This is a genomic window from Thermococcus sp. GR6, from assembly GCF_012027415.1.
In the GTDB taxonomy this organism is placed as follows: Archaea; Methanobacteriota_B; Thermococci; order Thermococcales; family Thermococcaceae; genus Thermococcus; species Thermococcus onnurineus.
In genome coordinates, this window is record NZ_SNUM01000001.1 from 373,461 (window position 1) to 386,526 (window position 13,066).

9 protein-coding genes and 2 tRNA genes are annotated in these 13,066 nt (G+C 51.5%); 7 read left to right on the forward strand and 4 right to left on the reverse strand.

The window, feature by feature from the left end; translation table 11 throughout:
• The first annotated feature begins 23 nt into the window (after nt 1-23).
• The 7 genes from E3E32_RS02170 (at nt 24) to E3E32_RS02200 (ending at nt 7,685) form a co-directional block, all read left to right on the forward strand.
• Entirely contained in the window at nt 24-830 is an 807-nt protein-coding gene (locus E3E32_RS02170; protein WP_167730906.1) for a GTP cyclohydrolase IV, read from the forward strand.
• Nucleotides 831-856: 26 nt separating this feature from the next.
• A complete protein-coding gene (locus E3E32_RS02175) occupies nt 857-1,945 on the forward strand; it encodes an HD domain-containing protein (RefSeq protein ID WP_167729976.1) in 1,089 nt (362 codons plus the stop codon).
• Nucleotides 1,946-2,053: 108 nt separating this feature from the next.
• Nucleotides 2,054-4,252 (forward strand): elongation factor EF-2, encoded by a 2,199-nt coding sequence (locus E3E32_RS02180; RefSeq protein WP_167729977.1) that lies wholly within the window; start codon nt 2,054-2,056, stop codon nt 4,250-4,252.
• A gap of 153 nt (nt 4,253-4,405) precedes the next feature.
• A complete protein-coding gene (locus tag E3E32_RS02185; protein ID WP_167730907.1) occupies nt 4,406-5,749 on the forward strand; it encodes an ATP-binding protein in 1,344 nt (447 codons plus the stop codon).
• A 188-nt stretch (nt 5,750-5,937) separates the two neighbouring features.
• Nucleotides 5,938-7,224, forward strand: a complete 1,287-nt coding sequence (gene tuf / locus E3E32_RS02190) for a translation elongation factor EF-1 subunit alpha (protein WP_167729978.1) — start codon at nt 5,938-5,940, stop codon at nt 7,222-7,224.
• 46 nt (nt 7,225-7,270) lie between these two features.
• A complete protein-coding gene (gene rpsJ, locus E3E32_RS02195) occupies nt 7,271-7,579 on the forward strand; it encodes a 30S ribosomal protein S10 (protein WP_012571711.1) in 309 nt (102 codons plus the stop codon).
• Between the two features lie 18 nt (nt 7,580-7,597).
• Nucleotides 7,598-7,685 (forward strand) — tRNA-Ser (locus E3E32_RS02200).
• Nucleotides 7,686-7,962: 277 nt separating this feature from the next.
• Here E3E32_RS02200 and E3E32_RS02205 read toward each other — a convergent pair.
• The 4 genes from E3E32_RS02205 to E3E32_RS02220 form a co-directional block, all read right to left on the reverse strand.
• Nucleotides 7,963-8,625: a SprT family zinc-dependent metalloprotease gene (locus tag E3E32_RS02205; RefSeq protein ID WP_167729979.1), complete on the reverse strand. Its 663-nt coding sequence runs from the start codon at nt 8,623-8,625 to the stop codon at nt 7,963-7,965.
• Entirely contained in the window at nt 8,616-11,567 is a 2,952-nt protein-coding gene (locus E3E32_RS02210; protein ID WP_167729980.1) for a type I restriction endonuclease subunit R, read from the reverse strand. The genes E3E32_RS02205 and E3E32_RS02210 overlap by 10 nt, the downstream gene beginning before the upstream one ends.
• 86 nt (nt 11,568-11,653) lie before the next feature.
• Nucleotides 11,654-12,886, reverse strand: coding sequence for a hypothetical protein (locus E3E32_RS02215; protein ID WP_167729981.1), 1,233 nt, complete (start codon nt 12,884-12,886; stop codon nt 11,654-11,656).
• Nucleotides 12,887-12,901: 15 nt separating this feature from the next.
• Nucleotides 12,902-13,018 (reverse strand) — tRNA-Pro (locus tag E3E32_RS02220).
• Nucleotides 13,019-13,066: the final 48 nt, after the last annotated feature.

Consider the following 13,066-nt stretch of genomic DNA (forward strand, 5'->3'; position numbering starts at 1 on the left):
CTAAAAAGTTCAGGGTGATGCTCATGCCGATATTCGAGACCCAGGAAGAGATTCCCGAGATTAGAGAGCGCCTTCACCGTGTCGGAATAACAAATCTCCGAACGGTGGCAAAGATAAACTGGAAAGGAAGGGCGTACACTTTCCTCCCGCTCTTTGAGATAACTATCGACGTTCCAGAGGAGAAGAAGGGCATACACATGAGCAGGCTCGTGGAGAGCATAACGGAGGCAATGAGCGAGGCCGTTGAGGAAGAGGTAATGGAAGCTCACAGCTCGCTCGAAGAGCTTGGGAAGGCAGTCATTTATAGGCTCGAAGGCAAACATCCACATAAGAGGGCCGAAGTCTGGATAAGAGCTCACCTCATAATCCCTCGCGAGACGCCGGCGAGCAAAAAGACCACCTACGAGCCCTATGACGTTGAGGTCGGAGTCATCAAGAACGAGGACGGAAGCTTTGAGAAGATTCTGAGGGTTAAGGTTATCGGAAACACCGCCTGTCCGCACGCTATGGCGAACAACAACGGCAAGACGCACATACAGAGGGCGATAGGCGAGCTTGAGGTAAGAACGGCCTTTGACGAGGAGATAGCACTTGAGGACATGATAGACGTCGTTGAGAGCTCCTTCAGCCATCCGACCTACACACTACTCAAGACGGTAGATGAGAACGCCGTCGTTCAGGGCATGTACAGGAACCCGAAGTTTGTCGAGGACGTTGCGCGCGAGATATTCGCCAAGGCGAAGAAGCGCTTTAAGGGCAGGATTCACGTGAGGGTCATCAGCAACGAGAGTATCCATAAGCACGACGTCATAGCGGAGACGTGGAGCTGACTTTCTCAATTTTCGGGGTGTTCCTTGTGAAAGTCATCCGCGACGCCATTCACGGGGACATAGTCCTGGACGAGTTTGCGCTGAGGATTGTTGACACGCCTGAGTTCCAAAGGCTGAGGAGGATAACCCAGCTTGGGCTGGCGTACCTTGCATATCCATCGGCGAGGCACACGCGCTTTGAGCACTCCCTGGGAACGTTCTGGCTCGCGAAGAAGATAGCGGAGAACAACAGGGATACAGTTGAAGGGGCAGTGGCGTACGCCGCACTGCTCCATGATCTCGGGCACTATCCATTCTCCCACACCCTTGAGGCACTCTACGGGAGCCATGAGGAGAACACGAGGCGGGTTCTGAAAGAGGGCGAAATCCGAGATGTCATAGGGGAGCGCTACTCTCTCAAAGAGTTCCTCGGCCTTCTCAAGCACCCGATAGTGAGCGGGGACATCGACGCCGACAGGATGGACTACCTCGTGAGGGATGCCTACTACACCGGCGTTGCATACGGACTCGTCGACCTTGACAGGCTTATAAGAAACCTCCGCTACGACGGCGAAAAGCTCATCATAGGGCAGAAGGGGATAATGGCCGCTCAGTCGCTGCTCCTCGCGAGGAGCATGATGTATCCGACCGTCTACCAGCACCATGTTTCCCGGATAGCGTCGGCGATGCTCATCAAGGCAGTCGAGCTTGAGAAAATACGTGAGAAAGAGATTGCCACCATGGACGAGGTAGATTTAATCGTCCGCCTTAGGAGAAGCGAGCGCGATGAGGTTAGAGAGCTGGTAAAGGCCATTGATGACAGGAGGCTCTATAAGCGCGTAGTTTACACAAACAAAGAGCTCAAGAATGTTGAGGAGCTTAAAAGGGCCCTTGAAGATGAGTTCGGCCACTTGGCTATCCTCGACTACCCACCAAAGCCTAAGTTCGAGGAGAAAAACGCATTCGTTGAGGGAGGCCAGAGGTTAAGCAATGTCTCCCCTCTCGTCAGGAGCCTGGTAGAGCTCAAGGACACGCACTGGCGCTGGGGGGTTTACGCGAGGGAGGACGTTTGGGTAGAGGTCGAGAGGTCCCTGACGAACTTTCTGGGCGAGTCTTGTCCTATTCGAAAACCTTAAGTAGTTTGAGTGCTCCCGCGAGACTTTGGTTTTTCCGTTGGGAAAGATTTATAACCGCACCTTTTAAGTGAGTGGTGAACAAGCTCATCAGGTTAGAAGGTGGTGTAAATGGGAAGAAGGGAAGAACTGATTGCGAAGATTAAGGACCTCATGACCCAGCCTGAGAGGATTAGGAACATGGGTATTGCCGCTCACATTGACCACGGTAAGACTACACTGAGCGACAACCTGCTCGCTGGAGCAGGTATGATTAGCGAGGAGCTTGCTGGAAAGCAGCTTGTCCTTGACTTCGACGAGCAGGAGCAGGCGAGGGGAATCACCATCAACGCTGCAAACGTCTCGATGGTTCACACCTATGAGGGCAAGGAGTACCTCATCAACCTCATCGACACCCCCGGTCACGTTGACTTCGGTGGTGACGTTACCAGGGCCATGCGTGCCATCGACGGTGCGATCATAGTCGTCGACGCCGTCGAGGGTGTCATGCCCCAGACCGAGACCGTTCTCAGGCAGGCCCTCAGGGAGTACGTCAAGCCGGTCCTCTTCATCAACAAGGTCGACAGGCTCATCAAGGAGCTCAAGCTCGGTCCGAACGAGATCCTCAACAGGTTTGCCAAGATCATCACTGACGTCAACAGGCTCATCAAGCGCTATGCTCCAGAGGAGTTCAAGAACCAGTGGCTCGTCAAGGTTGAGGATGGAAGCGTCGCCTTCGGTTCAGCTTACTACAACTGGGCCCTCAGTGTTCCCTACATGAAGAGAACCGGTGTCACCTTCAAGGACATTGTCGAGCTCACCAACGCCGGCGACCTTAAGGCCCTCAGGCAGAAGGCCCCGCTCCACGTCGTGGTTCTCGATATGGTCGTCCGCCACCTCCCGAACCCGCTCGAGGCCCAGAAGTACAGGATCCCGCACCTCTGGAGGGGCGACGTTAACAGCGACGTCGGCCAGGCTATGATAAACTGCGACCCGAAGGGCAAGATGGTCATGGTCGTCACCAAGATCATCCTCGACAAGCACGCGGGTGAGGTCGCGACCGGCCGTGTCTGGAGCGGTACCGTCAAGACTGGTCAGGAGGTTTACCTCATCAACAGCAAGAGAAAAGCTAGAATCCAGCAGGTCGGTATCTACATGGGTCCCGAGAGGGTTAACATGGAGGCCGTTCAGGCCGGTAACATCGTCGCCGTCACAGGACTGCGCGACGCCATGGCCGGTGAGACTGTCTCAGTTGAGCAGATTGAGCCGTTTGAGGCCCTCCACTACACCAGCGAGCCGGTCGTTACCGTTGCCATCGAGGCCAAGAACGTCAAGGACCTTCCGAAGCTCATCGAGGCTCTCAGGCAGCTCGCCAAGGAGGACCCGACCCTCCACGTCAAGATCGACGAGGAGACTGGCCAGCACCTCCTCAGCGGTATGGGTGAGCTCCACCTGGAAGTCAAGCTCTACAGGCTCAAGACCGAGTGGAAGCTCGATGTTGATGTCTCACCTCCGATCGTCGTCTACCGTGAGAGCGTCACCAAGCAGAGTCCGATAGTCGAAGGAAAGTCCCCGAACAAGCACAACAGGTTCTACATCACCGTCGAGCCGCTCCCGGACGCTATATACGAGGCCATACGCGAGGGCGAGATACCAGAGGGCAGGCCGAAGGACCCGAAGGCCGTCGCCAAGAAGCTAGCCGAGCTCGGCCTTGACTACGAGATTGCCAAGGGTATCGTTGACGTCTACAACGGCAACATATTCCTCGACAACACCAAGGGTATCCAGTACCTTAATGAGGTTATGGACCTTCTTGTTGACGGATTCCACCAGGCAATGGACGAGGGCCCGCTCGCCAAGGAGCCGGTCATGAAGGTTATGGTCAGGCTCCACGACGCTAAGATCCACGAGGACAACGTCCACCGCGGTCCGGCCCAGATCTACCCGGCCATCAGGACTGCCATCCACTGTGCCATGATGAAGGCAGGTCCGGTGCTCTACGAGCCCTATCAGAGGGTCATCATCAACATACCCTATGAGTACATGGGTTCGGTCAGCAGGGAGATCAACCAGAGGCGCGGCCAGCTCATTGACATGAGGCAGGAAGGAGAGGTTATGATCATTATCTCAGAGGCTCCGGTTGCAGAGATGTTCGGATTCGCCGGAGCGCTCAGGGGTGCCACCAGCGGAAAGGCCCTCTGGAGCACCGAACATGCAGGCTTCAAGCGTGTCCCGAACGAGCTGGCAGTCAACATTATCAGGCAGATCAGGCAGAGGAAGGGCCTCGACCCGAACCCGCCGAAGGAGCAGGACGTCTGCCCGCAGCAGTGAGGGCTTTCTGCCCTCTGAACTTTTCTCTCCCTCGTTTCTTCGTTGTGTCATTTTCTGAGTTTTCAAAAGTGGTTTAGAGTTCGGATCGTGGTTCTCAATCCACCGAAATTCTTAAAGATGATAACGTGCATTATGATAATGGTGATTATCACAATGAACCGCTTCGTGAACAGGGAGGTCGAGCTGAGGGCCATAAAGGAGAAGTTAATGAGTGGGAAGTTTGAACTCATCGTAATATACGGAAGGAGGCGCGTTGGAAAGACCCGTCTCGTACTTGAGGCCGTTAAAGACTTTCCTCACGTGTATTACTTGGCGGTTGAAGGCGACAACCTCAGGCACTTCCGAGAGACCGCTGAAAGGGTGTTTCCCGAGGTAAGGTACGCCCGCGAGGACTGGGAAGGACTTCTGCACGCGTTGAAGGGGAAAATAATAATAATCGACGAGTTTCCTAACCTGATCAAGGAAGATCCTAAAGTACTCTCCCTGTTTCAGAGGGCGGTTGACCTTGATCTTTCGGGGTCAAAGACTAAACTGATACTCCTTGGTTCTTCAGTGAGTATGATGACTGAGAAGGTGTTGAGTTACAAAAGCCCACTCTACGGTAGGAGAACAGGCTCCATGAAGTTAAAACCGATGGAGTTTTTTACCTTGAGGGAGTTCTTTCCCAGGGCGAGCTTGGAAGAGCTCGTTGAGATTTACGCTCTCACCGATGGCATTCCCTTCTATATCACTCAAGTTGAACTTCCCTTCTGGGAGTGGCTTGAAAAGGAACTACTCAATCCGGTGAGCTTTTTTAGGGAAGAGGTTGATTTTCTCCTCAGGTATGAGTTCACTGAGATCAGAACATACAAGCGCATACTTGAAGCTATTGCACTGGGCAAAACAACTCCAAAGGAAATAAAGGACTTCACTGGAATGAAACACTCTGACATAACCCCTTACCTGCGCAACCTTATTGAAACGGGATTGGTCGTGAGGGAAGTTCCAGTTACAGAAAAGCCCTCCTCCAAAAGGGGACGCTACTACGTTGCGGACAACTTCTTGGCCTTCTGGTTCCACTTTGTTTACCCGAACCTGTCGAGAATCGAGGAAGGGACCTTTGAGGTTTCGGAGATTAAGGAGGACTATCCTCACTACCTTGGCTGGGTGTTTGAAAAGGTGGCAAGACAGTTTCTGGTAGGGCTTAACAGGAGGGGGGAGCTTCCGTTTAAGTTCACGAAAATCGGAAGGTGGTGGCACAAGAACGAGGAAATTGACTTGGTTGCCCTGAACGAGCAGGAGAAAAAAGCGCTCTTCATAGAAGTTAAGTGGAAAGAGTTGAACGAGAGGGAAGTGAGGGGAATCTTGAAGGACTTGGAGCGGAAGGCAGAACTTATTGGTCCGCACAATTGGGAGAAGAACCATGGAATCGTCGCGAAGAAAGTTGCAGGGAAGGAAAGGCTGAAGGAGGAAGGCTGGCTCGTATGGGATTTGAAGGATTTTGAAAGCCTGCCCTGAAAATTGACAAATCCCTGCCCAACGGCGATTAGTTAAGTTTTTAAACTCATCCCTCAAGTTCACTCCGGAACTCATGAGGCTCCCCCGAGAAAAAGGCGGGTTTCCCGCCCGAGGGAGCCGAAGTTCGAAAGATTTAAAAAGCCATCCTAGTCAAACGAGACTAGACCAAAATTCGGAGGTGTTTGGAAATGGCAAAGGAGAAGCCACACGTTAACATAGTCTTTATCGGCCACGTCGACCACGGAAAGAGCACCACCATCGGAAGGCTGCTCTTCGACACCGCCAACATACCGGAGAACATCATCAAGAAGTTCGAGGAGATGGGTGAGAAGGGTAAGTCCTTCAAGTTCGCTTGGGTCATGGACAGGCTCAAGGAGGAGAGGGAGAGAGGTATTACCATCGACGTCGCCCACACCAAGTTCGAGACCCCGCACAGGTACATCACCATCATCGACGCTCCGGGCCACAGGGACTTCGTTAAGAACATGATCACCGGTGCCAGCCAGGCCGACGCTGCCGTTCTCGTGGTTGCTGCCACCGACGGTGTCATGCCGCAGACCAAGGAGCACGCCTTCCTTGCTAGGACCCTTGGTATCGGCCACATCATCGTCGCCATCAACAAGATGGACATGGTTGACTACGACGAGAAGAAGTTCAAGCAGGTCGCCGAGCAGGTTAAGAAGCTCCTCATGATGCTCGGTTACAAGGACTTCCCGATCATCCCGATCAGCGCTTGGGAGGGCGACAACGTCGTTAAGAAGAGCGACAAGATGCCCTGGTACAAGGGTCCGACCCTCATCGAGGCCCTCGACCAGATCCCAGAGCCGCCGAAGCCGACCGACAAGCCGCTCCGCATCCCGATCCAGGACGTCTACTCCATTAAGGGTGTCGGTACCGTCCCGGTCGGCCGTGTCGAGACCGGTGTCCTCCGCGTCGGTGACGTCGTCATCTTCGAGCCGGCCAGCACCATCTTCCACAAGCCGATCCAGGGTGAGGTTAAGAGCATCGAGATGCACCACGAGCCAATGCAGGAGGCCCTTCCGGGTGACAACATCGGATTCAACGTCAGGGGTGTCGGTAAGAACGACATAAAGCGCGGTGACGTTGCTGGCCACACCAACAACCCGCCGACCGTTGTCAGGCCGAAGGACACCTTCAAGGCCCAGATCATCGTCCTCAACCACCCGACCGCCATCACCGTCGGTTACACCCCGGTCCTCCACGCCCACACCCTCCAGGTCGCCGTCAGGTTCGAGCAGCTCCTTGCCAAGCTCGACCCGAGGACCGGTAACGTCGTCGAGGAGAACCCGCAGTTCATCAAGACCGGTGACTCTGCCATCGTCGTCCTCAGGCCGACCAAGCCGATGGTCATCGAGCCGGTCAAGGAGATTCCGCAGATGGGCAGGTTCGCCATCCGTGACATGGGCCAGACCGTCGCTGCCGGTATGGTTATCTCCATCCAGAAGGCCGAGTGAAGGCCTTCTCCTTCCTTTACTTCCTTAGCTCTTAGGAGGGACGGAAATGCAGAAGGCAAGGATTAAGCTCGCAAGCACCAACATTAAGGCCCTCAACGAGGTCACCGACCAGATTAAGCAGATAGCCGAGAGGACCGGCGTTAGGATGAGCGGTCCGATCCCGCTTCCGACCAAGAGGATCAGGATCACCACCAGGAAGAGCCCGGACGGAGAGGGCACCGCCACCTTCGACAGGTTCGAGCTCCGCGTTCACAAGAGGCTTGTCGACATTGAGGCCGACGAAAGGGCCATGCGCCAGATCATGAGGATTCGCGTCCCTGAGGACGTCACCATCGAGATCGAGCTCATCTCGTGATTCTCCCCCTTTTTACGCGCCGGGGTAGCCTAGCCTGGGAAGGCGCGGGCCTGGAGAGTCCGTGGGCGTCGAGCCCGCCAGGGTTCAAATCCCTGCCCCGGCGCCAAACAAACTTTCGCCAAGCGAAAGTTTGATCAAAGTTTGTATGTCCTTTTAAACTCGTAATTTTCCAAGTGGTTTTCAGCTCAAATCGCTGTTTTTCAAGGTTTCACTGCCTTCGGCGCTCTTCGAGCGCCTAAAAATGGGGAAACCTGCTAAATGGCCTAGTTTTTCAATGAAAACCCACACTCGCAAGTCAGTTTAAAAGGACATACTAACTCATCCCTTCTGGTTTTTCCAAAAGTTGTTCCTTGACAAACTTTGCTTCCTTAAACCTCGTTCGTCTAAACCTCTCTAAGCTTTCTCCACACCTCGTTGTACTGGAGCGCAAGCCAGTACTCTCTCAGTCCCCTCTGGGCACGCATGTAATCTGGATAATACTCCCTCACGAGCTCCCAAAATGCGCGAGAGTGCTTTTGGAACTTGAGGTGGGCCACCTCGTGGATTATGATGTAGTCCCTGAGTTCCTCTGGTAGCGCCATAAGCATCAGGTTAAAGCTTAGATTTCCTTTCTCAGAGCAACTTGCCCACTTTGTCTTCTGAAAGCGGATGTAGATTTTTCTGTACTTTACCCCAAAGACCGATGAGAATAGTCTCACCTTGAATTCCAGCTCTTCTCTCAGCTGACTCTTCAGCCATCTTTTTAGCATCCCCAAATCGTTGTTGGGCAGGAGAACCACGTGAAACTTTGGATTAACCCCAAACTCCTCTGACTCGATGAGTTCGTAGAACTCACCGTCGAGTATGAGCTTACTGGAAAGCGGGAGAAACTTCATCTTGGCTTCTTCGATTTCCCTTAGCTTCTTCTCTATCCACTCCTTCTTTCTCTTCACCAGATCCTCGGCGTCTGCATTCGGTGGGACTATTACCTTAACCTCCCCAAGGGGGCTTATCTCGATGCGGGGATACTTAACGTCCCTCAGAATTAAGCGGTACTCTATCCCCACCTTTTGAGCACCTCTAGGAGCTCATTACGCGTCTTGATGATGTCGTTGCATTCCTCCTTATATTCCCTCACAATGAAGAGCATAACCTTCCGCGAGACTTCGCTGACAATCTCGGTTTTCTCTGTCCAACGGGGGAACCTAAGCCCCTCGGTCTCCTTGAGCAACTTTCTGACCCCTCTGATCAGCTCGTCAGTATTGGCTTTTACGTGCCTCTTGAGCACCATCAGAAGGGCGTATTCGAGCTCGTTCAAACCGAGCTTTCTCTGCTCCTGCGAGCGCTTTTCTATTTCCTGTGCTATTCCAAGGAGCTCCTCATAGAGCTTCTCGATTTCTTCCTTCTTGTGCCTCCAGGCTTCGATTATCCTCTCTACCTGCTCAACTAAGTCCTCCGTTAAAGGTCCCTTGTGGGTGTTTACGTAGTGTCTGACTGAGAATAAGAGGTTAGTAAATGCCTTCCGCTTATCCCTCTCCCTCATTACTTTCTTGAGGAACTCCTCGTCAAGTTCGATTATTGGAAAGTCAGTCTTTATCTCCTCTATGTCCACCGTCTCGTGTATGAACCTAAGGGCCTCCCTGAAGAATTCGTCGGCTTTGAGTTCAACTTCCGGCGGAACGCCATCAACCTTCGCTCTGTATGCATAGTAGACCTCCGTGAGCCATTTGAAGGCCTCCCGGAACTCATCTCTGTCCTCCCTGAGGAGCTTGTAGTGGTGCCTTATCTCCCTGTAGAGCCTCTGGAACTCCTCTCCCTTATTTGTTCTAAAGAGCCTTTCAACGGCAGCCATTATGGTTTCTCTATCTCTTCTCGGCTCAAGGCCATCAAAGTATCTCATAGCCTTAGCGATCTTTTTCCTGAGCTCTTCCTTTATCTCTTCGACGCTGTAGGCGGCCCCTTCGATGTCAACCTCATCGTAGATCTCCAGCGCTCTCTTCAACTCCTTGAATATGCCCACGTAATCTATAACGAGGCCGAAGGGCTTGATGTTTTCGCCATTCTTGATGAAGGGCCTGTTGGTCCTCGCTATTGCCTGAAGGAGCCTGTGCTCCTTGAGCGGCTTGTCCAGGTACATGGTTTGAAGGATTGGGGCGTCAAAGCCCGTGAGGAGCATATCGGTAACTATCAGGATTTTTGGAGTCTCCTTGTTCCTGAAATCCTCACGAATTCTCTCGCGGATTTCCCCCATGTCTTTTCCTGGGAAACGCTCTTCAAGCTCTTTTTGATATGCCTTGATAACCTCGCTGTCGTCCCGGTTGAACGTCATCACGACCTCGGTGTACTCCCTTGGCAAATACTTGTCGAGAGCGCGCTTGTATAAGACGCAGGACTCCCTATCAACGGCGACGACCATTGCTTTAAACGGCTCCACGCTCTCCTTATAGTGCCTTGCTATGTCCTGGGCTATCATTTCGATCCTCTTCGGGTTTTTCAGGAATACTTTTATCGCGTTGAGCCTCTTCTTGAGCTTCTCCTCTACCCTTCCGCGGTACTCCTCTGGGATTTCCTCCAGCTTCGATGAGAGAAATGCCTCAAGGAGCTCCCTCTTTAGGTGAACGTCCTCCTCAAGCCTCGCCTGGTAGGCTATCTTCACAGTAAAGCCGTCCTCTATGGACTGCGTTATGAAGTACCTGTCGAGGTAGGGCCTGTCCTTATAGCCGAAGGTGGCGTAGGTATCGCGCCCTTTCTTTGCTATTGGGGTGCCGGTAAAGGCGAAGAAGGACGCGCTCTTGAGTATCGAGCGCATAGTCGAAGCAAGCTCGCCATACTGGGTTCTGTGGCCTTCGTCTATGAGAACCACGACGTCCTTGCGGTTCATTATCGTCTTTCTTCTCCGGCTTTCCCTCTTGAGCCCCTCCAGCACGTCATTGAGATCCTCGGCGCGGAACTTGTGGATGAGCGTGATGAATATTCCCCTCTTTCCATCGGCGTGGGTTAGGACTTCCTTGAGCTTCTCGATTGAATCTATGACTTCAAAGCTCAGCCCCACGGCTTTAAGCTCGCCGCTCAGCTGTCTCTCCAGCTCCCTCCTGTCAACGACGAAGAAAATTGTGGGGTTGCCAAGCAGGCGCTTGATTTTATAGGCGGAGAATATCATGGTCAGCGTCTTCCCGCTTCCCTGCCAGTGCCAGATCAAGCCCCTGTTTCTTTCCGTCTCGCCCCTCGCGTAAGCTAGAGCGATGCTCACTATCTCTCTAACCGCCCGGTACTGCATGTACCTCGGCAGAACCTTCGTGAACGCCCCACCGCTCTCACGGTAGAAGGTGAAGTAGCGGAGGACGTCAAGGAGAGTCTCAGGTTTTAAAAGCTCAACCAGGTTGTCCAGCTCATCAAAGCTCTCGCCCTTCCATTCATAGACCGGGACGCTCCCGAGCCATGGTACTATGGGGAAATAGACGGGTTTATCTCCAACGGCGATCCCTACCTGCACGTACTTGAAGAGCTCGGGCATCTCCTTCTCGTAGTCCTTAATCTGCCCGTATGCTTTTTTCCAGCTCACGTTGAGCTTTTTGCACTCGATGATGACCAGCGGGATGCCGTTGACGTAGAGGATTAGGTCGGGTATCTTGGTCTTAAACGGATAGCCGACCTGGTTGGCAACGAGGAACTCGTTGTTTCCGAGGTTTTCATAGTCAATGAGCATCAGCCTCTTCGGTTGAGCGGTTCCCTCATCCTTCACGGGGACGCCGTTCTTGAGATAGTCGAGAACCCTGCGGGAACCTTCAACGCCGAAAGGAGCGGCCTTGAGGAGGTTGATTGCCTCCTCCGCTTCCTTCTCGCTAACTCCGTTTATCCTAACTATCGCACGCTTCAGCCTTGAGATTAGGAGGGGCTCGTTTTCGTCTTCGAGAACCTCGATGCCCCTCCTGTAAGTCCAGCCTTTTTCCTTTAATCGCTCGATGATAGGCTTCTCGCACTGGAGGTATTCGGGGGTTTGAGCGGGCATGGGGAGACACCTATTAACGTGTTAACATCGGGGGCATTAGAGAGGTTGGATGTTTATGATTAAAACAGTTTTCGAAAATTAAAACATTAAGCTAGTAACTCTGCTAAATCCCGTATTAATTCCTGTAACCGCTTTAAATGAGAGGGATACTGATTAATCTTGTCATATATCTCTGAGGGGACACATTGTTCCAGAGCGGTCATTATGTCAGTATACGGATCACTCCTAGCCAACAGATCTTTAATATATAAACTAGGATTCCCACTTATTTTTTGTTTGATACAGCGATCTTTTTTCTCGATTTCTCCTAACAACACTGGAAGGTTCTCGAATCCAGAAGCCTCGAACAGATATGATATCTTAATTGGAGATACCTCTAGTTTCTGATGGATGACATCCCTTATCTCTCTTTCAAATCGCTCTCTTTCTTCTTCTGGGAAGATTTGGGGGAAATTTATCAGGTCGCTCTGATATGGAACAGAAATTATTATTTTTGGATGATAAGGGGGATTAAATGAACGTGCCCATTGTTGAAGATATTGTTTTTCATAGGTCCCTAATCGCTTGTATTCACTGCTATTCTGGAATGTACTAACCTGCTCGTTCACAAAATTCTTATATTCCCGTATTATTTCCTCTCCAAAGGTTATTATGTCCTTGTTTTTATCTAAAAATACAACAAATGAGGACACTCCAGTAATATCGACTCTATAAACTTTTTGAATTTGAGGACGAATTTTTAGATCAAAAAATAATTTAAAGAAAGATGTTGGGCCTTTATCCAAATTATGCCTCTTTTGTAAGTAGCTTGTTAGTACTTGACTGACATTCCTTTTGTACTGTTCTGTAGATTCTCTGGATAATATACCTTCACCAGATTCCATGACTATTACTGCCCTCGTAATTTGGGAAGTAATTTCGGCCTCAATTTCTTTTAGAGTTTGAATTCCATGCTTCTCTAGGACTTCAAAGAATCTTTTGATATTGTCCGAAAATTTAATTTTTGAAAATTCCATTAGTTGGTATTTAATATCAAGTTCTCTATCTTTGACACTAAGCTCTTTGCGCTTAGTTTTGTTCTCTTCTATTATCACTGTTTTTTCTATCATGACGAAATATAAGGAAACTCCTAAAATAATGAGCATAAAGAGAAGCATGTATTTAAAAGAAATAACATTCTCCAGCGCAAGAGCGCCACTAACTATCAAAGCTAGTATGTCAAGAGCCAATATTAACGGAAGAGCACGCCCATTTGATATCTTATCAAGGTATTTTAGAATTTCAATACCCCAACCCGGGCTGTTTTCCATGATTTCCACCATACTACCTAGTTGTGGGCGGAGGTGGGGGATTTGAACCCCCTCCCCTCTGGGAAGCGAGGGGGAATGCTCCTGATCGCGATGGTGGCTCCCTAGTACCTCCGAACCCAGAGGGGAGCCACCACTCCGCCCGTAAGTTTCTGAAGCACTGAGGATGTTAACATGGCCATCTCGACCACC